Source organism: Massilia terrae, assembly GCF_024753145.1.
GTDB classification, from domain to species: Bacteria; Pseudomonadota; Gammaproteobacteria; order Burkholderiales; family Burkholderiaceae_D; genus Telluria; species Telluria terrae.
The window spans coordinates 116,143-139,236 of the sequence record NZ_JANUGU010000005.1 but is presented as its reverse complement, the minus strand read 5'-3'; the positions used below and the strand labels follow the sequence as shown (position 1 = coordinate 139,236).

General features: G+C 65.4%; 19 protein-coding genes. 10 read left to right on the top strand and 9 right to left on the bottom strand.

Annotated elements, in window-relative coordinates; translation table 11 throughout:
- The first annotated feature begins 11 nt into the window (after positions 1–11).
- The 6 genes from NX778_RS15665 (at position 12) to NX778_RS15640 (ending at position 9,645) form a co-directional block, all read left to right on the top strand.
- On the top strand, positions 12–1,499 hold the full coding sequence (locus NX778_RS15665) for an amidohydrolase family protein (protein WP_258812697.1): 1,488 nt from the start codon (positions 12–14) through the stop codon (positions 1,497–1,499).
- 462 nt (positions 1,500–1,961) lie between these two features.
- Positions 1,962–4,352 carry a TonB-dependent receptor gene (locus NX778_RS15660; RefSeq protein WP_258812696.1) on the top strand — a complete coding sequence of 797 codons (2,391 nt, stop codon included), beginning with the start codon at positions 1,962–1,964 and terminating at the stop codon, positions 4,350–4,352.
- A gap of 97 nt (positions 4,353–4,449) precedes the next feature.
- The gene (locus NX778_RS15655) at positions 4,450–6,141 is read left to right on the top strand and encodes a bifunctional metallophosphatase/5'-nucleotidase (protein WP_258812695.1); all 1,692 of its coding nucleotides are present in this window, start codon (positions 4,450–4,452) and stop codon (positions 6,139–6,141) included.
- Positions 6,142–6,164: 23 nt separating this feature from the next.
- Positions 6,165–7,226, top strand: a complete 1,062-nt coding sequence (locus NX778_RS15650) for a S1/P1 nuclease (RefSeq protein WP_258812694.1) — start codon at positions 6,165–6,167, stop codon at positions 7,224–7,226.
- Positions 7,227–7,381: 155 nt separating this feature from the next.
- Positions 7,382–8,209 carry a MipA/OmpV family protein gene (locus NX778_RS15645; RefSeq protein ID WP_258812693.1) on the top strand — a complete coding sequence of 276 codons (828 nt, stop codon included), beginning with the start codon at positions 7,382–7,384 and terminating at the stop codon, positions 8,207–8,209.
- Between the two features lie 95 nt (positions 8,210–8,304).
- A complete protein-coding gene (locus tag NX778_RS15640) occupies positions 8,305–9,645 on the top strand; it encodes a hypothetical protein (protein ID WP_258812692.1) in 1,341 nt (446 codons plus the stop codon).
- A gap of 124 nt (positions 9,646–9,769) precedes the next feature.
- On the opposite strand, the gene NX778_RS15635 is transcribed toward NX778_RS15640, so the two are convergent.
- The 6 genes from NX778_RS15635 to NX778_RS15610 form a co-directional block, all read right to left on the bottom strand.
- Complete coding sequence (locus tag NX778_RS15635) at positions 9,770–10,738, bottom strand: ABC transporter permease (RefSeq protein WP_258812691.1); 969 nt, start codon at positions 10,736–10,738, stop codon at positions 9,770–9,772.
- Positions 10,739–10,741: 3 nt separating this feature from the next.
- A complete protein-coding gene (locus NX778_RS15630; protein ID WP_258812690.1) occupies positions 10,742–11,842 on the bottom strand; it encodes an ABC transporter permease in 1,101 nt (366 codons plus the stop codon).
- Positions 11,839–13,368, bottom strand: a complete 1,530-nt coding sequence (locus NX778_RS15625; protein WP_258812689.1) for an ABC transporter ATP-binding protein — start codon at positions 13,366–13,368, stop codon at positions 11,839–11,841. Before NX778_RS15625 ends, NX778_RS15630 begins: the two co-directional genes overlap by 4 nt.
- A gap of 83 nt (positions 13,369–13,451) precedes the next feature.
- Positions 13,452–14,447 (bottom strand): BMP family lipoprotein, encoded by a 996-nt coding sequence (locus NX778_RS15620; protein ID WP_258812688.1) that lies wholly within the window; start codon positions 14,445–14,447, stop codon positions 13,452–13,454.
- A gap of 282 nt (positions 14,448–14,729) precedes the next feature.
- Positions 14,730–15,599, bottom strand: a complete 870-nt coding sequence (locus NX778_RS15615; RefSeq protein ID WP_258812687.1) for an alpha/beta hydrolase — start codon at positions 15,597–15,599, stop codon at positions 14,730–14,732.
- A gap of 226 nt (positions 15,600–15,825) precedes the next feature.
- Positions 15,826–16,974: an NHL repeat-containing protein gene (locus NX778_RS15610; RefSeq protein ID WP_258812686.1), complete on the bottom strand. Its 1,149-nt coding sequence runs from the start codon at positions 16,972–16,974 to the stop codon at positions 15,826–15,828.
- A 145-nt stretch (positions 16,975–17,119) separates the two neighbouring features.
- Here NX778_RS15610 and NX778_RS15605 point away from each other — a divergent pair, with 145 nt between their 5' ends.
- From NX778_RS15605 to pcp, 4 genes are all read left to right on the top strand, one after another.
- Positions 17,120–17,419 (top strand): YciI-like protein, encoded by a 300-nt coding sequence (locus NX778_RS15605; protein WP_258812685.1) that lies wholly within the window; start codon positions 17,120–17,122, stop codon positions 17,417–17,419.
- Positions 17,420–17,604: 185 nt separating this feature from the next.
- A complete protein-coding gene (locus tag NX778_RS15600) occupies positions 17,605–18,297 on the top strand; it encodes a DUF969 domain-containing protein (RefSeq protein ID WP_258812684.1) in 693 nt (230 codons plus the stop codon).
- Complete coding sequence (locus tag NX778_RS15595) at positions 18,294–19,250, top strand: DUF979 domain-containing protein (RefSeq protein WP_258812683.1); 957 nt, start codon at positions 18,294–18,296, stop codon at positions 19,248–19,250. The genes NX778_RS15600 and NX778_RS15595 overlap by 4 nt, the downstream gene beginning before the upstream one ends.
- A 2-nt stretch (positions 19,251–19,252) precedes the next feature.
- The gene (gene pcp / locus NX778_RS15590; RefSeq protein ID WP_258812682.1) at positions 19,253–19,891 is read left to right on the top strand and encodes a pyroglutamyl-peptidase I; all 639 of its coding nucleotides are present in this window, start codon (positions 19,253–19,255) and stop codon (positions 19,889–19,891) included.
- 161 nt (positions 19,892–20,052) lie between these two features.
- On the opposite strand, the gene NX778_RS15585 is transcribed toward pcp, so the two are convergent.
- Genes NX778_RS15585 through NX778_RS15575 form a run of 3 tightly spaced genes read right to left on the bottom strand, consistent with a single transcriptional unit; the run spans position 20,053 to position 23,004 of the window.
- Complete coding sequence (locus tag NX778_RS15585; protein WP_258812681.1) at positions 20,053–20,961, bottom strand: LysR family transcriptional regulator; 909 nt, start codon at positions 20,959–20,961, stop codon at positions 20,053–20,055.
- A gap of 22 nt (positions 20,962–20,983) precedes the next feature.
- The gene (locus NX778_RS15580) at positions 20,984–21,901 is read right to left on the bottom strand and encodes a pseudouridine-5'-phosphate glycosidase (RefSeq protein ID WP_258812680.1); all 918 of its coding nucleotides are present in this window, start codon (positions 21,899–21,901) and stop codon (positions 20,984–20,986) included.
- Between the two features lie 2 nt (positions 21,902–21,903).
- Positions 21,904–23,004, bottom strand: coding sequence for a carbohydrate kinase (locus NX778_RS15575; protein WP_258812679.1), 1,101 nt, complete (start codon positions 23,002–23,004; stop codon positions 21,904–21,906).
- Between the last annotated feature and the right edge of the window lie 90 nt (positions 23,005–23,094).

Sequence of the window (23,094 nt, the reverse complement as noted above, 5' to 3'; positions counted from 1 at the left end):
GAGAACGATCGATGAAGAAGAATCTGTGCAGCGGCGCCCTGATCGTCGCGCTGGCCTTTGCCGGCGCCGCCCAGGCCGCGAGCCCGCAGGCCAACGAGGCCGCCACCGCCCGCCATTACGCGGCGCTGATCGCCGGCCCGGAGCCGAAGACGGCCGAGCTGACCATGTTCTTCACCCAGATGCCAAAGGGCGGCGACCTGCATCACCACTACTCGGGCGCGCTGTACGCCGAGCAGTACCTGGAATTCCTCGACAAGGACGGCTGGTGCGTCAACAAGTTCAACTACCAGATCGAGACCCGCAAGGACGTGATCGACGCCGAGCGCGCGCAGCCGCCGGCCCAGCGCGAATGCCTGTCCGCGGCCGAGGTCTACGCCGACGACTTCGTGCTGCGCGAGCTGCTGCAGCGCTGGTCGAGCAAGGACTTCGACAACCACGGCACCCTGCAGTCGCCGCCCGACCGCCAGTTCTTCCAGACCTTCGGCTACTTCGGGCCGGTCTCCAACACCAATTTCCATGATGGCCTGCAGCGCCTGAAGGAGCGCGCGATCGCCGAGAACGTCGGCTACATCGAGACCATGTTCAAGATGGCGCCATTCGTGGTCAACAAAGACTTCGACCAGCAGGCCTGGGCCGCCGCCGGCAACGACGCCGCCTTCGACAGCCTGATGCGCGGCTGGATGGAAACGCTCGACCACGACGCCGGCTTCAACAAGCAGATCGGCGATTTCGTGGCCAAGATCGACGATGCCGCCAAGGGCATCGACGACCAGAACTTCACGATGCGCTACCAGACCTACGTGTTGCGCCTCCTGAATCCCTCGCAAGTGTTCTCGTCGATGCTGGCCGGCTTCAAGGCGGCCAGCGGCAGCGAGAAGATCGTCGGCGTGAATATCGTCGGGCAGGAGAGCAATTCGGTGTCGATGCGCGATTATGCGCTGCACATGAAGATGTTCCGCTTCCTGGAAGCGCGCTACCCGAACGTGAAGGTGGCGCTGCACGCCGGCGAACTGGCGCTCGGCGACGTGCCGCCGGAAGGCCTGCAGGACCACATCGACCAGGCGGTCACGGTGGCCCATGCCAACCGCATCGGCCACGGCATCGACCTGGCCCACGAGCCGAACGCGCCGGCCATCATGAAGGCCATGCGCGAGAAGGACATCGCGGTCGAGATCAACCTGACCTCGAACAGCTTCATCAACGGCGTGCGCGGCGCCGACCATCCGGTCACCCTGTACCGCCGCTACAACGTGCCCTACGTGATCTCGACCGACGACGCCGGCGTCACCCGCCACAACCTGTCCAACGAATACGTACTGTTCGCCAGCCGCTACAAGCCCAGCTACGCCGAGGTCAAGCGCGCCTCGTACAACAGCATCCGCTATTCCTTCCTCCCGGCCGCCGACAAGGCGCGCCTGAAGCGCCAGCTCGACCAGCGTTTCGCCAGCTTCGAGGCCGGCGTGGCCAGCCTGGACCGCTCGGCCAGCGCCAAACGCTGAGCTTTTCCCCCGCGCCGGCCTGTCGTGCCGGCGCAACCTTCTGCCCGCATTTTTGATAGTCGAAGATGTCGCCTTCTTGCGACATTTTTGCACTGTAAATTCGCATAACTTGCCATTCGGGAAAAAAAACTTTCCTCCCGGGATAGCTCATCTATAAAATTGCGACCGGGGATAGCAGGGGAAGACGAAATCGCAATAAACATATATCGGATTCGTCTAAATCGCCCCGTTAAAACATATTTGTCATACATACCAGCCTCATGCAATATCGAAACGAGGATGACCTAATAGCAATCTTAGGGCTGTCAAAGTTTCCGAAAGCGATGCATTTGTTGTCACAAGCTTGACACATCCGCCTTCTAAACTGCCGAGCTGGACAAGGCTGCCATTCGAGCGGCTTCACGACGGGCCAGAAGCTTGATCGTTGTCGTTTTTCATATAAAAAACTTTAGGGAGTTAGTAATGCATTTGAAACAACAGCCGAAGCTGCGCTTGAGTTCGATCGCCCTGGCTTGCCAACTGGCATGCCTGGCCGTGACGGCCAATGCCCAGGTCAACGACTCGACCACCGTGCCGCCGACCGACAACAAGACCGTGATCATCACGGGCAAGAAGATTGGCATGGGCCTGATGGTTACCGAAGACGCACCGAAGGCGCGTTCGACCATCACCGCCGAGGAACTGGAAAAGCAGCGTCCGACTGGTAATGCATACGAGGCTCTCGAGATGCTGCCGTCCGTGAACAGCTACAACAACGACGCAACCGGCCTGTTCGGTGGCGGCCTGACCCTGCGCGGCTTCAACAGCGACCAGATCGGCGCCACCATCAACGGCGTGCCGGTCAACGACTCGGGCAACTTCGCGGTCTACCCGCAGGAATACGTCGACCAGGAAAACACCTGCTCCGAATTCGTGACCCAGGGTTCGACCGACGTCGACTCGCCGCAAGTGGGCGCCTCGGGCGGTAACTTCGGCATCGTCACCTGCAACCCGGAAAGCAACCGCCGCGTGCGCGTGATGCAGACCCTGGGCCAGCTGAACATGTACAAGACCTTCGTCCGCTACGACACCGGCCTGTTCGCGGACCAGCGTTCGAAAGCCTTCGTCTCGGTCTCGAACGCCCACGCCGACAAGTGGAAGGGCACCGGCGAAGCCAAGCGCCAGCACCTGGACGCCGGCTTCAACTACGACTGGGACCGCTTCAACTACATCCACGCGACCCTGCTGTGGAATGAGGCCCACAACAACAGCATCAACAACCTGACGCTGTCGGAAATCCAGAACAACGGCTACTACTACGACACCAGCTCGGTCTTCGCCGGCCACCTGACCCCGGTCAAGGGCACCGCGCAGAAGGAAGTCGTGAACACCCCGCCGTACTACGGCCTGTACCTGAACCCGTTCCGCAACGCGATCTTCTCGGCCACCGCCAAGTTCCGCCTGAATTCGGACACCGACCTGAAGATCGTGCCCTACTACTGGTATGGCTTCGGTAACGGCGGCATCCAGCAGAAGGCCGTGAACGAGAGCGGTTCCTTCCTGCCGTACGATCCGGTCAGCAAGAAGATGACCGGCGCGGTCGACCTGAACGGCGACGGCGACACCCTGGACACCATCATCATGGCCAACGCCAGCGTGACCCGCACCAACCGTCCGGGCGTGAGCATCTCGCTGACCCACACCATCGGCGACCACACCATCCTGGGCGGCCTGTGGTACGAGCGCGCTTCGCACAAGCAGACCGGCGAAATGGTGCCGGTGGACGCCAACGGCAACCCGACCGACGACTACCTGCAGAACGGCAAGATCATCGGCCCGACCGGCCAGGCATACGAAAGCCGCAACTCGAAGACCATTTCGACCGCCTACCAGGCGTTCCTGCAGGACACCTTCAACGTCGGCGACAAGGCGGTGTTCAACATCGGCCTGCGTACCCCGTTCGTCAAGCGCGACGTGACCAACTACGCCAACGAAGGCGCGTCAGCTTACGGCACCTTCAACATCAACCGCAGCTACCACATGTTGCTGCCGCAACTGGGCGCGCGTTACCGCATCACCAACGACGACCAGCTGTTCGCGTCGATCGCCCGCAATATGCGCGCACCGGCCAACTACGTGTTCACCAACACCGGTTCGAACGTGCAGCTCGTGAACGGCGTGCCGACCCTGATGCGCGACGTCAAGGCCGAGAGCTCGTGGAACACCGACATCGGCTACCGTCACCAGGACAAGAACTACATCGCCACCCTGACCGTGTTCGACGTGAACTTCACGAATCGCCAGGGCACCTCGTTCGACCCGGTCACCAGCGCAAGCACCTACACCAACATCGGTAAAGTGCGTAACCGCGGCTGGGAAGTCGAAGCGAACAACATGCCGATCCACGGCTGGTCGTTCTACACCTCGATCGGCTGGCAGAAGAGCGAAGTCCAGAATGACCTGCAGACGGCAAGCAGCGGCATCCTGCCGACCACCGGCAAAGAGATGATCAACACGCCGCGCTGGAAGGGCGGCCTGTCGGCCGAGTACCAGGACGGTCCGTTCTGGATCCGCGCCAAGGCCAAGGCCACCAGCCGCCAGATGGCTTCGCTGATGAACGACGAGATCGCCCCGGGCTTCACCACCTTCGGCATCGACGGTGGCTATACCTTCGCGAACTTCGGCATGTTCAAGCGTCCGAAGCTGAGCTTCAACCTCAGCAACATCACCAACAAGCACTACTTCAACCCGTCGAGCACCTCGGCAACGAACGCGCTGAAGTACCCGCAGTACGGCGTGAACTCGACTTCGGCGATCCGCTACTACCTCGGCGCCCCGCGCTTCGCGTCGGCAACCCTGTCGGTCGACTTCTAATCGACCGGGCCTGCCCGCGGCTGCAAGGCCGCGGGCAAGCGGGACCGTGTAACATCGAACAGGCCTTCGGGCCTGTTTTCACTTGTACTTTCGATGTATGGACAATATGCTGCGTCGCCTCCTCGTTTCCTCCCTCGCGCTGGCGCTGGCCGGCTGCGCCAGCGCGCCGCGCGGCCCGGTCGAGCTGAACCTCGTCGGCCTGAACGATTTCCATGGCAACCTTGAGCCGAGCAAGTACAGCTACAAGGACCTCAACGGCAAGATCCAGACCGTGCAGGCCGGCGGCATCGAAGCCCTGTCCGGCACCATGCGCGCGCTGCGGCGCGAGGACAAGGACCTGCTGTTCGTCGGCGCCGGCGACCTGGTCGGCGCCAGCCCGGCACTGTCGTCGATGTGGGCCGACGAGCCGAGCATCGAGGCGATGAACCTGCTCGGGCTGAACGACAGCTCGCTCGGCAACCATGAATTCGACGCCGGCCGCAAGGAACTGCTGCGCCAGCAGAACGGCGGCTGCGATTCGCCGATGCGCACCGAGAAGGCGTGCCAGCTGGAGCCCAATTTCGGAGGCGCCAAGTTCCACTACCTGGCCGCCAACGTCACCGACAGCGCCACCGGCCAGCTGCTGGTGCCGGGCTGGCGCATCGAGGACGTCAAGGGCGTCAAGGTCGGCGTGATCGGCGCGGTGCTGCAGGGCACGCCGTCGGTCGCGGTGAGCTGGTCGGTGCGCGGCCTGTCCTTCGGCGACGAGGCCACCGCGATCAACCAGGCGGTCGGGCAGGCCCGTGCCAAGGGTGCGCAGGTGTTCGTGGTGCTGATCCACGAGGGCGGCTTCGCCAAGGAGTCCTCGCCGTTCCAGCAGGACTGCGCGCACCTGGAAGGCCCCATCGTCGACATCGTCAGGAAGCTCGATCCGGCGGTGCGCGTGGTGTTCAGCGGCCATAGCCACACCGGCTACTTGTGCAAGGTGGACGGGCGTGTGGTGTCGCAGGCGGCATCGATGGGCCACCTGCTCACGCGGGTGCAGATGAAGGTGGACTCGCAAAGCGGCAAGGTCGAGGCGATCGATGCGCACAACGTGCTGGTCAAGCCGGGCGAATACGAAGCCGATCCCAAGGTGTCGGCATTGCTGGCCAAGGTGAAGGCGCGCAGCGCCGCACTGCTGGCCAAGCCGGTCTCGAACATCGGCGTGCCCGTGGTCTCGCGCAAGAACAGCGCCAGCGGCGAGTCACCGCTGGGTGACCTGATCGGCGATGCGATCGTGGCCGCGATGCGCGAACAAGGCGCGCAGATCGGCTTCATGAACCCGGGCGGCATCCGCAAGGACCTCGAAGCGGGCAGCGACAATGTGGTCAGCTTCGGCCAGGCCCAGGCCGTACTCCCGTTCGGGAACACGCTGGTGGTGATGGACATGAGCGGCGCCCAGCTGCGCGCGCTGCTGGAGCAGCAGTGGGACCGTCCGCCTGCGTCGGAGACTTCGATCCTGCAGGTGTCGGGCGCGCTGTCGTACCGCTGGGACGAGAGCAAGCCGAAAGGCAGCCGCATCGTGCCGGGCAGCGTCAAGGTGAACGGCGCGCCGCTGGATGACGCGAAGACCTACCGCGTGGTCGCCAACAACTTCCTGGCCGAAGGCGGGGACGAGTTCCCGGCCTTCAAACAAGCCACCAACAAGGTGGACACCCAGATGCGCGACCTCGATGCACTGATCGCGTACCTGAAGCAGCACCCTGGCGCAGGCGTGCCGGCGGCGTCGCTGGCGCCGTCCGCCCGCATCGAAAAGGTGAAACAATAAGCCGTCCAACCGAGGAACCTGAAATGAAAAAACTAGCTTGTGTACTGGCGCTGTCCGGCGCTTTCGTGTCCACCAATGCATTCGCCTGGGGTGCGGACGGCCACCGTGCGGTGGGCGCCATCGCCGACAAACTGCTGAAGGGCAGCACCGCCGAGAAGCACATCAAGGAGCTGCTGCAGCCGGGCGAATCGCTGGAGTCGATCGCCAACTGGCCGGACTGCGTGAAGGGCAATTACTGCGGCCCGCAGTCGCAGGAGATGATCGACTACGTCAACGCCAACCCGAAGCACAGCGAGTACCACTACACCGACGTGCCGTTCGAGCTGGATCACTACCATGACCACGCGGTCGGAACCGCCGACGACGATATCGTGCAGACGCTGAAGCAGGCGATCGCGGTGCTGCGCGGCCAGGACGACGAGCAGTCCAACCCGCACCACTTCACCAAGCGCCAGGCGCTGATCCTGCTGACCCACATGACCGGCGACATCCACCAGCCGCTGCACGTGGGCGCGGCCTACGTCGGTACCGACGGCAAGTTCGTGGTGCCGGCCAAGCAGGGCGATGTCGACACGGTCGGCTTCTACGATTCGCGCGGCGGGAACAACTTCCTGGTCGACGACGCCAAAATCGAAGCGGCCGCGGTGGCGGGCGGCGTGCCGGCTGCCGAGCCGAAACCGCAGCGCCCGGATGCGCCGAAGAACCTGGGCAAGCCCTTCCACTCGTACTGGGACAGCACCACCGTCAACTACGCCTTCCGCCGCCTGAGCACCAAGACCCCGGACAAGTTCGCGGACGTGGTCATCGCCAGCCACCCGGACGTGATCACGAACACCGGCGACGTGTCGACCTGGCCGTACCAGTGGGCCGACGATTCGCTGATCTACGCGAAGCAGGCCTATGCCGACGTCACCATCGGTCCGCTGACCAAGCAGGTGTCGAAGAAGGGCGATACCTACTACACCTGGACGATGGAAGTGCCGGCCAATTACCCGGTGCCGAGTTCCGCGATCGCCAAGAACCAGCTGATCAAGGGGGGGTACCACCTGGCGGCGGTGCTGGAAGCGATCTGGCCGACGAAGTAAAACTGCACGTCGTCCCCGCGCAGGCGGGCACCCATGCTGAGTGTGCAATCACGCGGTCCATGGGTTCCCGCCTCCGCGGGAACGACGGTTGCCGTTCCGGGCGCGCCCGTCGCCGCCCAGCTCATACAATACGGTTTCCGTCTCTCGACCGAACCATGAGCATGCATAAGGAACTCATCGGCTTCATGGCCGTCTGCCTCGCTGCTCCCGCCTTCGCGCAGGATGCGGCGCGCCAGCCCCTGTGGGAAGCCGGCATTGGCGCCGGCTGGGTCGACACGCCCGCCTACCCGGGCGCGAACATGCAGTCGCGGCGCGGCCTGGTGCTCCCTTTCCTGATCTACCGCGGCGAAGTGCTGCGCTCCGACCAGCAGGGCATCGGCGCGCGCCTCCTGCGCAGCGACAACGCCGAATTCGACGTCGGCTTCGCCGCATCGCTGCCCGCGCATTCCAACGACGTGCACACGCGCGCCGGCATGCCGGACCTCGGCACGCTGGTCGAATTCGGCCCGCGCCTGAAGCTCAGGTTGGCCGACATCGGCCCGCGTTCACGCCTGCGTTTCGAATTGCCGCTGCGCGCCGTGATGGAACTGAAGAGCGGCGTGCGGCGCCAGGGCTGGACCATCGAACCGCGGCTGGTCTATGCGACGCGCGATGACGGCGGCAAGTGGACCTGGGAAGGGCAGCTCGGCGTCGTGTTCGGCGACGCGCGCATCAACCGCTACTTCTACGCCGTGCCGCCGCAGTTGGCGACGGCCAGCCGTCCCGCCTACGATGCCAAGGGCGGCCTGATGCTGGTGCGCACCGGCCTGTTCGGCTACTACCGGATCGATCGCGACTTGCGCGCCTTCGGCTTCACGCGCTACGAGACCTATGCAGGCGCGGCGAACCGCGACAGCCCGCTGATGAAGCAGGCCACCGGCTTCTCGCTCGGCATCGGCCTGGCCTATACGCTGGGCCGCTCGGCGGCGCCGGCGCACGAGTAAAATCCTCAAGAACATTGCGCCGCCACAAGCCGGGCTCTTGTGTGCACACCAAGAATGAACACTTCGCGATTTTCAAACGGAGACACGATATGTTCATGCGGCGCTTATGCACCGGGCTTGGCGCAGCCCTTTTCGTGCTGTCGGCGCAGGCCGCCGACCCCTACGCCGACCACAACGGCATCCTCCCGCCAGGCTACCGCGGCCCGACATTCAAGCTGAGCTACCGCTATCCTGCCAACCTGCCGGCGCCCGCCATGCCATGGCGCAGCGCGATCGGCGGCCAGCCGATCAGCATCTACAACGCGCCCGGCTACGTGGCCGCGCTGAAGGACGCGGTGGCGCGCGACATGCGCGACCTGCTGCACGATTGCGGCTGCTGGAATGCGGAGCAGCGCGGCTGGTACAACGACATCTGGCTCGGCGCCGAGCGCGAAGCGATCCATGGCCTGTCGGTCGCGATCGGATCGGTGGACACGTCGCTGTTCCCGCGCACCCGGCTCGCCAAGCCATTCACCACCTACACCGTCACCTACTACAATCGCATCGCGGCCCAGACCCTTGGCAAGATCTGGAACCGCAGCGCGCTCGCGCCCAATCTCGATCCGGCGGCGACGCAGTATGCGGAGGGCTCGATCACGGTGAAGCTCGCGTTCACCACTGCCGACGCCAGCGTGTGGCCGGCGATGGAGGGCGCGCTGGCGTGGCAGGCGATGGTATCGGCCAACGCGACCACCGGCCAGCCCGACCAGCCAAGCCTGCAGAGGCTGCGGCTGTTGCAGGTGGACGTGGTAGTGAAGGACACGCAGTCGGCGCCGGACACCGGCTGGGTGTTCGCCACCTTCGTCTACGACAGGAACGCGCGCGAAGGCAGCTACGGCATCTGGGACAAGATGGTGCCGCTGGGCGCGCAGTGGGGCAACGATCCGCTCGTGAACAGCACGCACAATGCCGATGCGCCGCTGCGCGAATCGTGGATCAATCCGTATGCGCCGCGCTATGCGTTCGAGACGCTGGGCTGGGGCGGGCGCTTGTCGGGGCCTAACGACCACGGGCGGAACGACATCTCCTTCGTGGCGGGGCAGTCGCGCAGGCTGGTGCAGAACGCGCCGAATACGGCGTGCCTGTCGTGCCATGGAAGCTCGCAGTGGAACACGTCGAATCCGGCGATGGGGATGGCCTCGTTCATCATGCCGCTGGCGCCGTCGGCCAGCGGGGCAGGGGCGCCGTATCTCAATTCGCCGGCGCCGGGTTCAAGCGAGTGGATGCGCTGGTTCCAGAACCGGCGCGGGTTTGTGCCGATGGACCAGGGGAGCGTGGGCGGGGATTTCGACCTGGCGCTCACCTTCAGGGTGCTGCCGGCGTGGTTTGCTGCGACCAGTGGGCAGCGGCATGCTTTGCAGGGCTTGGACAAGAGCGGAAAGAAGATTGCGCAGTGACGGGTGCTGCATGAGAAATGGGGTTCCCGCGTTCGCGGGAACGACGGTCTGTTTATAGCTAGCGCTAGCTAAAGAAAGAACGTCGTTCCCGCGCAGGCGGGAACCCCATTTTGCGTGCGCAGCGTTAGCGCGACTTGACGAACGGCTGCCCGATCGCTTTCGGCGCCACCGACTTGGCCATCAGCCCCGCCAGCACCACCACGGTCACCACGTACGGAATCATCTGGATCAGCGACCCCGGAATGCGCCCCACCACCGGCAGGTCCACGCCTTCGATCTGGATCTGGATCGCCTGGAACATCGCGAACATCAGGCAGCCCAGCACCGTGTGCAGCGGACGCCAGTTACCGAACACCAGCGCGGTCAGCGCGAGGTAGCCGGCGCCGGCCGACATGTCGCGCAGGAAGAACCCGCTCTGCACGATCGCGAGATAGGAACCCGAGAACGAGCACAGCGTGCCCGCCACCAGCATCGCCATGTAGCGCGTCTTCGTCACCGACACGCCCGCCGCATCGGCCGCGTGCGGGTTCTCGCCGCAGGCGCGCAGGCGCAGGCCGAAACGGCTGTGGTAGACCACCCAGTGCACCACCGGCAGCAGCAGGAAGGCCAGGTAGACCAGGATCGATTGCCCGCCCAGCACCTGGGTGTACAGCCAGCCGATGAAGGGGATGTTGGCCAACGCGGCGGCGCCCGGCAGCACAATGTCGGTGAAGCGCGCGTCGCCCAGGTCCGGCGTGCGGCCGCCCTGCTGGAAGAAGTACTGCGCGATCACGAAGGTCAGCCCGCTCATCGCGATATTGATGGCGATGCCGGCCACCAGCTGGTTGCCCTTCTGCGTGATCGAGACGAAGGCCTGCGCCATCGCGATCGCGATCGACACGGCGATGGCGGCGACGACGCCCCACCACGGGTTCTGGGTGGCGTAGGCCACGGCGGCCGAGGCGAAGGCGGAGGCGAGGATCTTGCCCTCCAGTCCGATGTCCACCACGCCGCTGCGCTCCGCGAACAGGCCGGCCAGCGCGGCGAACATCAGCACCGGCGCGTTGCGGATGGTGGTGACGACGATACTGGCAATGTGAAGATCTTCCAGCATGGCTTATCCTTTGCGTTTCAGGTTCACGAGCTTGAGCATCGCGGGCGCGTACAGGTTCTCCATCGCGCCGCAGAACAGGATGATCAGGCCCTGGATGAAGATGATGGTCTCCTGCGGGATGTTCGGCTTTTCCAGCGACAGGTCGAAGCCGCCCTGGATCAGCGCGCCGAACAGCACCGAGGACAGGAAGATGCCGACCGGGTGCTGGCGTCCCATCAGCGCGATCGCGATGCCGATGAAGCCCGCACCCGCCGGGAAGTTGAGCGACAGGTAATGGGTCGAACCCATGATCGAGTTGACCGCACCGAGACCGGCCAGCGCGCCCGAGACCAGCATGGTGACGATGATCATGCGGCTGATCGACACACCGGCGTAGTGAGCCGCGCTGTGGTTCAGGCCCGTGGCGCGCAGCTTGTAGCCGAACGAGGAACGCCATACCACCACGCCGTAGATCGCCAGCGCGGCGATCGCGATCAGGAAGCTGATGTTGAGCGGAGCGTCGCCCAGCGGCGAAGTGCCGTCGGCGCCGGCGAACCAGGTCGACAGGCGCGGCATCTGGCCGGCTTCCGCGAACGCGCGGCTGGCCGGGTTCTGCTCGCCCTCGGGCACCAGGTACTTCACGATCACGAAGTTCATCAGGCTCGCGGCGATGAAGTTGAACATGATGGTCGTGACCACCACGTGGCTGCCGCGCTTGGCCTGCAGGTAGCCCGGGATGAAGGCCCACAGGCCGCCGAACACCGCGCTGCCCAGCATCGCCAGCGGCAGCAGCAGCCACGGCGACAGCGAATGGTCGAAGGCCAGCATCACCAGGGTCAGGCCCAGGCCGCCCACATACATCTGGCCTTCGGCGCCGATGTTGAACAGGCCCGCCTTCATCGCGATCGAGACCGCGAGGCCGGTGAAGATGAAGGTGCTGGCGTAGAACAGGGTGTAGGCCAGGCCTTCCGGATTCATCACCGCGCTGTTGAGCAGGATGCCGAGCGATTCGACCGGGCTTTCGCCGAGCAGCTTGATGACCAGCGCCGCGACCAGCAGCGCCGAAACGAGGTTCAGGATGGGCAGGACGAAGCCGGTGACCCAGCGTGGCAGTTCTGTTTTCATGATTTGTGCATCCCGCCCATCAAGAGGCCAATGCGGGTGGTGTCGAATTCTTCAACTTTGAGTTCGCCGGTGATGCGGCCGCCGGACATGACCACGATGCGGTCGGCCAGCGCGCGCACTTCCTCCAGTTCGACCGAGACCAGCAGGATCGCCACGCCTTCGTCGCGCAAGCGCAGCAGCTGGGTGTGGATCGATTCGATGGTGCCGATGTCCACGCCGCGGGTCGGCTGGCCGACCAGCATCAGCTTCGGGCAGGCCGACACTTCGCGCGCGATCACCACCTTCTGCTGGTTGCCGCCCGAGAGCAGGCCGATACGCAGGTCCGGGTTCTTCGGGCGCACGTCGAAGGCTTCGAGCAGGGTCGAGCAGCGCTTGCCGATGGCGTCGAGGTCGAGCAGGCCCCAACGGTTCTTGACGCGGTCCTGGTAGCCGAACACGGTGTTCTGCATGACCGAGAAATCCTTGATCACGCCGTCGCGCAGGCGGTCTTCCGGCACGTGGCCGATGCCCATCTCGCGGAACACGGCGGGCAGGCCGTCGGCGTTGGCGCGGCCGGCGATCGGCAGCTCCTTGCCGAGGAATTCGACGCTGCCGGAGGTCGGCAGGCGCATGCCGGCCAGGATTTCCATCAGTTCGCTCTGGCCGTTGCCGGACACGCCGGCGATAGCGACGATCTCGCCGGCGCGCACCGTCAGGTCGATATCGGCCAGCAGCTTGACCTTCTGCGCGTCTTCCAGCTGCAGCTTGGTCACGCGCAGCACTGGCGCGCCCGGATTGTAGGGCGCGCGCGGCAGCTCGCTCTGGATCGGGCGGCCCACCATCATGTTGGCCAGCTGCTCCTTGGAGGTCGCGGCGGTCGACACCGCCCCCACCACGCGGCCAGCGCGCATCACGGTCACCTGGTCGGTGATGTCCATGATCTCCTGCAGCTTGTGGGTGATCAGGATGATGGTCTTGCCCTGGTCCTTGAACAGCCGCAGGATCTCGAACAGCGCGGCGGTCTCCTGCGCGGTCAGCACGGCGGTCGGCTCGTCCAGGATCAGGATCTCGGCGCTGCGGTAGATCTGCTTGAGGATCTCGACGCGCTGCTGCGCGCCCACGGACAGGTCGGAGATGGTGGCGAGCGGATCGACGTCGAGGCGGTACTTGGCGCAGATCTCGCGCAGCCTGGATTCCACTTGCGCGCGCTGGGCCTTGAGCTTGAAGCCGCCCTCGGCGCCCAGCATCACGTTGTCGAGCACGGTCATGTTCTCGACCAGCATGAAGTGCTGGTGCACCATGCCGATGCCGAGCGCGATGGCGTCGTGGCTGGTGCGGATGTCGCGCGCCACGCCGTCGATCAGGACCTGGCCACTGTCGGCGTTGTAGTAGCCGTACAGGATGCTCATCAGGGTCGATTTGCCGGCCCCGTTCTCCCCGATCACGCCATGGATCGAACCCTTGGCGATCTGGAAGCTGACGTCGGCGTTCGCCTGCACCGGCCCGAAGGCCTTGCTTATATTGCGAAATTCTACGGCTGGCTGCATGTTCAGTGGCTTGCGTTATGCGTTCAAAAACGCGCCGCGCCGGACTGGGCCGGCGCGGAACGCTTTCGGGTTAAGTTGAAAGATCAGACCGGGCAGGAGCTGTTGGCGCGGTAGTCGATCACTTTGATCTTGCCGCTGATGATGTCGGCCTTGATCTCATTCACCTTCTTTTCCATCGCGGGGCTGACCACGGCGCGGTTGTCCTTGTCGACCACCCAGTCCACGCCGCCTTCCTTCAGGCCCAGATAGGTCACGCCCGGCTTCCAGGTGCCGTTCTTCACCTCGGTGAATTCGGTGTACACGGCGTTGTCCACGTGCTTGACCATCGAGGTCAGCATGCTGCCCGGATGCAGGTAGTTCTGGTTGGAGTCGACGCCGATCGCCAGCTTGCCTTTTTCCTTGGCCTGCTGCAGGGCGCCCATGCCGCTGCCGCCCGCCACCGCGAAGATCACGTCGGCGCCGCGCTCGAACTGGGCGCGTGCCAGCTCGCCGCCCTTGGCCGGGTCGTTCCACGCCGCGCTGGTGGTGCCGACCATGTTCTGCAGGATCTCGACCTTCGGCTTGGTGGCCTTGGCGCCCTGGCCGTAGCCGCAGGCGAAGGCGCGGATCAGCGGGATGTCCATGCCGCCGATGAAGCCGAGCTTGTTGGTCTTGGACGCCATCGCGGCGGCCACGCCGACCAGGTAGGAGCCTTCCTGCTCCTTGAACAGCACCGAGTTGACGTTGTTGCCTTGGGCGATGCCGTCGATCACGACGAAATGCACCGACGGGAATTCCTTGGCGACCTTCTGCACCGACTGGCTTTGCGAGAAGCCGACGGCCACGATCAGGTCGAGTTTTTTGCGCGCCAGTCCGCGCAGCACCTGCTCGGACTGGGTGTCGCTGTTGGCCTGCGCTTCGAGGTAGCCGATGCCGGTTTCCTTCTTGAAGCGCTCGGCGCCGACGTAGGCCGATTGGTTGAACGATTTGTCGAATTTGCCACCGGCGTCATACACGATGCCCAGTTTCGGGGCTGCCGCCGCAGCCGTGCCGGCGACGCAAAACGCCGCGATCGTCATGCAAAGATGCTTCATTTTCATGTTTGTTGGCTCCTGGAATTTCCTTATTGTACCCGGCGCAAGCCTTGCGTTGCGAGTGGCTACGCAAGCTTCATCGTCTCTGTGGGGTATTTCCTCGCGGGACAATGTCGTCTCCGGAAGCAAGCCGATTTGTCTCGGCCCGCTCGCGCCGGCAGGGGCATCGCATTGCCGCCACCGGGCGCGCAATGCTGTCAGATCATGCATCACCGCGATTATGAAAGGCAAATACGATTTTACTGCGCAATTTATTTGGTGCAAATATAAATGCGCCTTGGGCGGCCGTCAGGCGACCGGCGCCGGCAGTGCGATGGGGGCCGCGGTGGCGAAACGGGCGGCCAGGAAGCTGGCGATGCGCTGCTGGGTTTCCTCCAGATAGGGGATGTTCAGGTGATCGGAGCCGGGGATGACGTCGTCGCCACACAGCTGGGCCAGCTTTGAGACGAGCTGGTCGGTATGCGAGTGGGGAATGATGTCGTCGCGTTCCGCCCGCAGCACATAGGTGGGGGCGGTGAGGGCGGGCGCATGCTTGATCGACTCGAAGCGGTGGCGCAGCAGGTAATCGACGGGCATGCCGCGGAAGCGCCGCTTGGCGAGCGCGAGCACGGAATCGTAGGGCGTGATCAGCACCACGGAATGCACGGGGCGCGCCTTGGCGAGCTGGACCGCGACGCCGGAGCCGAGGCTGCGTCCGACCACGGCGATCCGGGTGGCGTCCACGAAACCGTGCTCGGCCAGCCAGTCGAACATGGTGCAGGCATCGTCGACCATGAAGTTTTCGGCCGGCTCGCCGTGCGAATCGCCGTAGCCGCGGTAGTTCATGGCCAGCACGGTCATATTGGGGAACAGGCGGCCGGCGTCGCGCGCGACCCAGGACACTTCCTCCGAGCGGCCGCCGAAATACATCACGGCCGGATGGGTGCCGGGCACGTGCGGGGTCATCAGGTAGCCGCTCAGGCGGGTGCCGTCCTTGGCGCGCAGCACCACCGGGCGGGTGCGGTGCCCGCTGCTGCGCGGGCTTTTCACCTCGCGCTCGGCCACGGGATTGAACACCAGTCGGCGCTGATTGGCAGCAACCGCAGCTGTCAGGCCCAGCCACAGGAAGCTGGCAAATCCGGCCATGCCGGCCGCGACTTTTTTCGACGTGGTGTTCATGCGGTCCAGCTTACCGCTGCGGACCGCAATTTTCTGTGCGCTACATATCAAATGCTGTGCTAGTTCAGTAGTTTCGACAAAAGCGTGGCGAAGCTACAACGCGCCGGCGCCCTTGGGTTCAGTGGAGCACCGGTCCGGCCGAGGGCATGTATTTTTCGACGGTGCCCATCGCGCGCTCGATCGGGCTCATGCCGCAGGCCAAATTTGCCGGGGGAGCCGGCTCGCGTCATTTCGGCGGCAGCAGCCGCAGCACCAGGTTGTGCGAGGTGAGCGCCACCGATGCGTCGGTATCCATGGTGATGCCGGTGGGCGCATCCAGCTCGCCCGGCAGCGGCCCGAGGACGATGCCTTTCTGCTGCGGCACGCCGGCGATGGTGGTGGTGACGTTGCCGACGTCGATGCGGCGGATGGTGTTGTTGCCGGTGTCAGCGACGTAGAGATTGTCGGTCGAATCCACCGTGATGCCGCTGGGCGCGCACAGGCGCGAGGCGCCGTTTGGCCCATCGGCCGACGCGCAGGAACCTGCCGCGCCGGCCAGCGTGGAGACGCGGCCCTGCGGGTCGATCATGCGGATCGTGTTGTTGCCGGTGTCGGCGACGTAGATATTGTCCCAGCGGTCGACCGTGATGTCGCCGGGCTGGCAGAAGGTGGCGACGGCCACGCCGCCATCGGCGCTGCCGCACACGCCCGGCTTGCCGGCGATGGTGATCACCTGGCCGGTCGGCGTGATGCGGCGGATCGTGTCGTTCCGCGTGTCCGCCACATACAGGACGCCCGAGCCGTCGACCGCAACGCCCTTCGGATTGCAGAACAGCGCCTGCGCGCCGCTGCCGTCGCCGCTGCCGCAGACGCCCGGCTGGCCGGCGAGGGTGACCACTGCGCCGTCCGCGCCGATCCTGCGGATGGTGGAGTTGCCGGTATCGGTGACGTAGATGTTGCCGCTGATGTCCACCGCCAGCCGGGTCGGATTGCGAAAGCGCGCCGCATTGCCGATGCCGTCCACGCCGCCCGGCTGGTTGACCAGGCCGGCCAGCGTGCTGACCACGCCCTGCGCGCTGATCTTGCGGATCGTGGAGCTGGCGTTTTCCGCGACGAAGAGATTGCCCTTGCCATCGGCGGCGATGCCTTCCGCGCCGTTGAAGCGCGCCAGCGAGCCGGTGCCATCGTGGCTGCCGCCGCAGGTATTGCACTGGTCGCCCGCGACCAGCGACAGGCCGGTGAACTGGGCCGGCGGCGGGTCCGGCTGGTTCCATTTGTCCTTGGGATCGCACCAGTCGCTCCCGCCGCCGCAAGCGGAGAGCACCGCGGCGCATACCGCCAATGGCAGCGCAATCGCCGCGCTCCCTGATCCAAAGCCTGACGCGGATGTCTTCATGGTTTTCACCTTGGCGTGGTCGTGTCGAGGCCAGATTAGCGGCCGGGTTCCACCAAGGTCTGAGGCCGATCAAGCGTGCAGGCGTGCGTATCACGGCATCAGGTAAGATGCCAGTTGCATCGAAACGACTAATCGGAGACCTGACGTGCACTATTTGCTGATCTACGACCTCGCACCCGACTATTTGGAGCGCCGCGCCGAGTTCCGAAGCGAGCACTTGAAGCTTGCGTGGGAAGCGCAACAACGCGGCGAAATCGTCATCGCCGGCGCCCTGTCCGACCCTGCGGATCACGCGATACTGATGTTTAAGTGCGACAGCGCGGAGACGGTCAGCGGATTTGCGGCGGTGGATCCGTATGTGCTCAATGGGCTGGTGAAGGCCTTTCATGTCAGGCCGTGGAATACGGTGGTTGGCGACGACGCGACCAATCCGGTGCGGCCATAGCCCCTGAGTTCAGCTCTTTATTAGTGGCCATCGCTATATAGATATCGTCGTTCCCGCCTTCGCGGAACACGTTCTCTATATTCCTAGCCCCACTGGCAGTGCTGTAGTCAGTCCCACAAAACTGTTTCCTCCCAGCCAACCCCTCGGTTAATATTGCCCCCGCCTTCACTGAGCCGGGAGTATTCATGCATGCAGCAGTTAACTTGTGGCCGCTTCTGGGCGTGGCCGTCATCATCGTCGGCTTCCTGCTGCGCGCCCATCCGGTGCTGGTGGTCGTGGCATCGTGCGCCGTCACCGGGCTGGCCGCCGCGATGCCGGTCCCGCACATCCTCGAATCGCTCGGCGCCGCCTTCCTCAAGACCCGCAACCTGCCGCTGATCTACCTGCTGCCGCTGGCCGCCATCGGCCTGCTCGAACGCCACGGCTTGCGCGAGCACGCCCAGAACTTCATCGCCAAGATCCGCTCGGCCACCGCGGGCCGCCTGCTGACGGTCTACCTGCTGGTGCGCGAACTGTCCGCCGCCGTTGGCATGACCAGCCTTGGCGGCCAGGCTTCGATGGTGCGCCCACTGATCGCGCCGATGGCCGAAGGCGCCGCCGAAGCACGCAGCGGCAAGCTGAGCGACGAACAGCGCCACGAGGTGCGCGCGATGGCCGCCGCCACCGACAACGTCGGCCTGTTCTTCGGCGAGGACATCTTCGTGGCCTTCGGCGCCATCGTGCTGATGCAGACCATCCTGCGCGCCGAAGGCATCGAGGTCGATCCGGTGCACATGGCGCTGTGGGGCATCCCGACAGCCGTCACCGCCTTCCTGATCCACAGCTGGAACCTGCGCCGCCTCGACGTGCGCCTCGCCCGCGGCGGGAGCGCGAGGTGATCCTCGCCGTCGACTATTTCTACCTGCTGGTCGGTGTGCTGCTGGCCGCGACCGCGCTGTTCACGCTGCGCGACGCCGACCATCCGCGCCGCTACAGCACCGCCGCGTTCTGGGCCATGTACGCGGCGGTCTACCTGCTCGGCGACCGGACGCCGCCGATGGCCGCCGGCGTCATCATGATCGCGATGGCGCTGATCGCCGGCTTCGGCGGCGTGCGCATGGGCCGCCACAACGCGCTGCCAGACCAGGAGCGCCGCAGCGAGGCCGGTCGTCTCGGCCACAAGCTCCTGATCCCGGCGCTGGCCATTCCCTTCGTGACCATCCTTGGCTCGACGTTGCTCAAGGACGTGAAGATCGGCGAGTTGTTCGTGTTCGACCCGAAGAACCTGACCCTGGTGGCGCTGGGCTGCGGCGCCATCGTGGCGCTGGCGCTGGCCTGCTGGCTGACGCGCTCGACCCCGGTGCAGGGCGTGCGCGAGTTCCGCCGCCTGCTCGACGCGATCGGTTGGGCGCTGGTGCTGCCGCACATGCTGGCGGTGCTCGGCCTGCTGTTCACCGAGGCTGGCGTCAGCAAGGCCGTGGCCCACATCGTTACTTCTTACGTGAACATGGACATCCGCTTCGTCGCGGTGGCGGTGTACTGCATCGGCATGGCGCTGTTCACGATCGTGATGGGGAACGGCTTCGCCGCCTTCCCGGTGATGGCCGGCGGCGTGGGGATTCCCGTGCTGGTGGGGATGTATCACGCCAATCCGGCCGTGATGGCGGCGATCGGGATGTTCAGCGCCTACTGCGGCACCCTGATGACACCGATGGCCGCGACGTTTAATATGGTGCCCGTTGCTCTGCTTGAACTGCCTGACCGGAACGCGGTCATCAAGGCGCAGACGCCGACTGCCTTGCCGCTTCTGGTTGCGAACATCTTCCTCCTCTACTTTTTGATGGGTCGGTAGCCATGATAAAAACTATTCTCCTGACAGGATTCGAGCCTTTTAACAAAGCCAAAATCAACCCCTCGTGGGAGGCGGTCAAGGAGCTGAAAGGCTGGAGGGGAGATGGTTTCGCGGTGGAGGTGCGCCAGCTGCCGTGCGTGTTCGGCATGGCCAACCGCGTGATGGCCGGGCTGCTGGACGAACTGAAGCCGGACGTCGTCATCGCCGTCGGCCAGGCCGGCGGGCGTCCGGAACTGTCGGTGGAGCGGGTGGCGATCAACGTCGACGATGCCTCGATCGCCGACAACGACGGCCAGCAGCCGGTGGACGAGGCGATCGTCGCGGGCGCACCCGACGCCTACTTCAGCACCTTGCCGATCAAGGCCATCGTGCAAGAGATGCGCGAGCGCGGCCTGCGCGCGGGCGTGTCGCAGACCGCCGGCACTTTCGTCTGCAACCATGTGTTCTACGGGCTGCTGCACAACACGCTCGGCACGAAAGTGCGCGCGGGCTTCATCCACGTGCCCTTCCTGCCGAAGCAGGCCAAGGATGGAACGCCCAGCATGCCGCTGGCGGAGATTATCGAAGGCTTGCGCGCGGCGGTGCAGGCGACGGTCGGCACCGAAACCGACCTCGCAGTCGCCGGCGGCGCCACTCACTAATTGAGCACAGCCGTCGTCCCCGCGAAGGCGGGGACCCATAGACACGATGCGCGGTCGCGAAAATGCCGCGAGACTGCAATCTCAGCATGGGTTCCCGCCTTCGCGGGAACGACGATATTTCTTATTATGCTTAACGCGGTTAGCGCTTTTTTGAGACGACCCTAGGCCTCGGCAGCGCCCTCGCTGGCGATCTTCAGGAAGGCGCGCACCACCGGCGCGTCGTCGTGGATCGGGTAGGTGATGTACAGGTTGCCCGATGGCGGATTGGTCTTGATCGGCACGAACACCACGCCCGGCCAGACCACGCGCGCCGTCGTTTCCGGCATCAGCGCCACGCCCAGGCCCGCGCCCACCATGGCAAGCACCGTCTGCGGCTCCAGCGCCTCCTGGAAGATCGCGGGCGTGAAGCCGGCGCTGGCGCAGGACTGCATCAGGTGGCGCGCGAACGCCGAACGGTCCAGCGCCAGGGTCAGGATCGGCTCGCCCGCCAGCTCTGACAGTTCGATCGCCTCCTGCGTGGCCAGCCGGTGATGCTCGTTCACGGCCACGCACACGTTCTCGCGGAAGCACAGCTCCTGGCGCAGGCCGGCCTGCTTCATCTCGTCGTCGTCGTTGCGCGGCTCGCGCCAGAAGCCGACGTCGATCTGCTTCGAGCGCAGCGCCTCGACCTGGTCGTGCGGCCCGAGTTCGTGCAGGGTCCAGGTCACGCGCGGGAAGCGGCGCTGGAATTCGTCCAGCAGCTTGGGCAGCGGCCCCCACATCGCCGAGCCGACGATGCCGATGCGCAGCCGTCCGAGCTCGCCGCGGTCGATCTGGCGCACCGTTTCGATGGTCACGCGCATGCGCGACATCAGGTCCGATGCCTCCGACATCAGCGCCTTGCCGGCCGCGGTCAGCTCGAAGCTGCGGGTGGTGCGGGCGAACAGGCGCACGCCCAGCTCGTTCTCCAGCTTCTGGATCTGCTGGGACAGCGGCGGCTGCGAGATGTGCAGGCGTTCGGCGGCGCGCGAAAAGCTCTTCTCTTCGGCGACCGCGAGGAAGTACTTGAGCTGCTTGAGATCGATCGACATCGCAGGTGTTCCGGTTCGGGGTTCAGGCGTGCGCGCCATGCAGGGCCACGGCCAGGCGCGCGCCAACCTGTGCATTATGCTTGACCAGCGCGATGTTGGTGGAAAGCGAGCGGCCGCCGGTCAGCTGCTTGATCCGGTCCAGCAGGAAGGGCGTGACGGCCTTGCCGGTGACGCCTTGCTGCCCAGCCTCGGCCAGGGCCTGCCCGGTGATGCGGTCGATTTCCTCTTTCGGCATCGCGGATTCCAGCGGCACCGGGTTCGACACCACCACGCCGCCCTTCAGGCCCAGGTCCCATTTGGTGCGGATGAACTGCGCCTGCTCGTGCGCGCCGTCGATCTGGAAGTCGGCCTTGAAGCCGCTGTCGCGCGTGAAGAAGGCCGGGAAGCCGGGCTGGCCGACGCTGATCACCGGCACGCCGTAGGTTTCGAGGTATTCCAGCGTCAGGCCAATGTCGAGGATCGACTTCACGCCCGCGCACACCACAGCGACGCTGGTGTGGGCCAGTTCCTGCAGGTCGGCCGAGATGTCGAAGCTGGTCTCGGCGCCGCGGTGCACGCCGCCGATGCCGCCGGTGACGAACACCTGGATACCGGCCAGCTCGGCGCAGATCATGGTGGCGGCCACGGTGGTCGCGCCCAGCTTGCGCAGCGCCAGCGCATAGGCCAGGTCGCGGCGGCTGACCTTCATCGCGTCCTTCGCGGTGCCGAGCAGTTCCAGCTGTTCGTTCGACAGGCCGATGCAGATGCGGCCGTCGATGATGGCGATGGTGGCCGGCACGGCGCCGGCGTCGCGGATCACCTGTTCGACCTCGCGCGCGGTCTGCACGTTCTGGGGATAGGGCATGCCGTGCGAGATGATGGTCGATTCGAGCGCCACGACCGGCTTGCCGGCGGCGCGCGCGGCGGCCACTTCGGGCGACAGCAGAAGATAAGAATGCATGGTCAGTCCTGTTGGTGAAGGCCGGCGAACAGCTCGTCCGGCAGGGTGGGGCAGACGGTGTGCGGGGATCCGAGCGTGAGCGCGGACAGGCACAGGCCGCGGCGGCAGGCCAGTTCGAGGTCGCCCGGATCCTGCTGCAGCGACCAGCAGACCGCGGCCGCGAAGGCGTCGCCGGCGCCGGTGACGTCGACCACTTCGGCTTTCGGCGCGGGCAGGTGCTTGATGCCGTCCGGGCTGGTGAACAGGACGCCGGCGGCGCCGCGCGTGATGACGAGGTCGCGCACGCCCTGGCCCTGCACTTCGGCGCAGGCGGCGGCGATGTCGGCGTCGCCGGGCAACGGGCGGCCCACGCGGGTACCCAGCTCGCCGGCATTAAGAATCATGAGCATGGCGCCGTCCAGGCGCGCGGGCAGGCGCGCCATCTTCGGCTCGGACGCGGCGACCAGCACCAGCGGCACGGCATCGAGCGCGGCATCGGCCAGCACCTGGGCCAGCGTGTCCTGCGGCAGGTTGAGGTCGGCCACCACCATCGCGGCGTTGGCGCGCTGCGGACGGCGCGTGGCGATGAGGTCGGGCGTGATGCGGTCGTACAGCGCCATGTCGGCCAGCGCCACCGTCATCTCGCCGTCGGCGTCGAGCACTGCGGTGTAGGTGCCGGTGACGGCATCGGCCAGGTGCAGCACGCCGCGAGTGTCGATGCCGGCGCCGTCGGCGTGCGCGAGCAGGGCGGCGCCGGCGGCGTCCTGGCCCAGCGCGGTGACCAGGCCGACCGCCGCGCCGAGGCGGGCCAGGTTCTCGGCCACGTTGCGCGCCACGCCGCCGAACGATTCGGACTGGGTGGCCGGATTCGAGGTGCCCGGCACCAGCCGCGCCAGCGAGCGCAGCTTGCGGTCGAGCGCGGCCGCGCCGATGCAGACGATGGCGCGCCGCTCCGGCAGCACGTAGGCGCGGCCGAGCAGGCGCCGCTCGCGGATCAGGGCCGCGATGTGGCCCGCCACGGCGGAGCGCGACAGGCCCAGCTGGTCGGCCAGTTCCTGTTGCGAGATGAAGGGATTGGCGCGGACCAGGTCGAGCAGCCGTTCTTTTTTCGAGACGTCGTTCACGGGACGGAAGGTATCAACATTTGTTTGCTATACTAAACAAAAGTTTGAAGAGGGTCAATCTGTGCATCCGATCATTTATTTGAGAGCCAT

Bases quoted from the DNA above. Each gene is read 5' to 3' on its own strand.
- NX778_RS15665 (WP_258812697.1), top strand. From the start codon at position 12: ATGAAGAAGAATCTGTGCAGCGGCGCCCTGATCGTCGCGCTGGCCTTT.
- NX778_RS15660 (WP_258812696.1), top strand. From the start codon at position 1,962: ATGCATTTGAAACAACAGCCGAAGCTGCGCTTGAGTTCGATCGCCCTG.
- NX778_RS15655 (WP_258812695.1), top strand. From the start codon at position 4,450: ATGGACAATATGCTGCGTCGCCTCCTCGTTTCCTCCCTCGCGCTGGCG.
- NX778_RS15650 (WP_258812694.1), top strand. From the start codon at position 6,165: ATGAAAAAACTAGCTTGTGTACTGGCGCTGTCCGGCGCTTTCGTGTCC.
- NX778_RS15645 (WP_258812693.1), top strand. From the start codon at position 7,382: ATGAGCATGCATAAGGAACTCATCGGCTTCATGGCCGTCTGCCTCGCT.
- NX778_RS15640 (WP_258812692.1), top strand. From the start codon at position 8,305: ATGCGGCGCTTATGCACCGGGCTTGGCGCAGCCCTTTTCGTGCTGTCG.
- NX778_RS15635 (WP_258812691.1), bottom strand. From the start codon at position 10,738: ATGCTGGAAGATCTTCACATTGCCAGTATCGTCGTCACCACCATCCGC.
- NX778_RS15630 (WP_258812690.1), bottom strand. From the start codon at position 11,842: ATGAAAACAGAACTGCCACGCTGGGTCACCGGCTTCGTCCTGCCCATC.
- NX778_RS15625 (WP_258812689.1), bottom strand. From the start codon at position 13,368: ATGCAGCCAGCCGTAGAATTTCGCAATATAAGCAAGGCCTTCGGGCCG.
- NX778_RS15620 (WP_258812688.1), bottom strand. From the start codon at position 14,447: ATGAAAATGAAGCATCTTTGCATGACGATCGCGGCGTTTTGCGTCGCC.
- NX778_RS15615 (WP_258812687.1), bottom strand. From the start codon at position 15,599: ATGAACACCACGTCGAAAAAAGTCGCGGCCGGCATGGCCGGATTTGCC.
- NX778_RS15610 (WP_258812686.1), bottom strand. From the start codon at position 16,974: ATGAAGACATCCGCGTCAGGCTTTGGATCAGGGAGCGCGGCGATTGCG.
- NX778_RS15600 (WP_258812684.1), top strand. From the start codon at position 17,605: ATGCATGCAGCAGTTAACTTGTGGCCGCTTCTGGGCGTGGCCGTCATC.
- pcp (WP_258812682.1), top strand. From the start codon at position 19,253: ATGATAAAAACTATTCTCCTGACAGGATTCGAGCCTTTTAACAAAGCC.
- NX778_RS15585 (WP_258812681.1), bottom strand. From the start codon at position 20,961: ATGTCGATCGATCTCAAGCAGCTCAAGTACTTCCTCGCGGTCGCCGAA.
- NX778_RS15580 (WP_258812680.1), bottom strand. From the start codon at position 21,901: ATGCATTCTTATCTTCTGCTGTCGCCCGAAGTGGCCGCCGCGCGCGCC.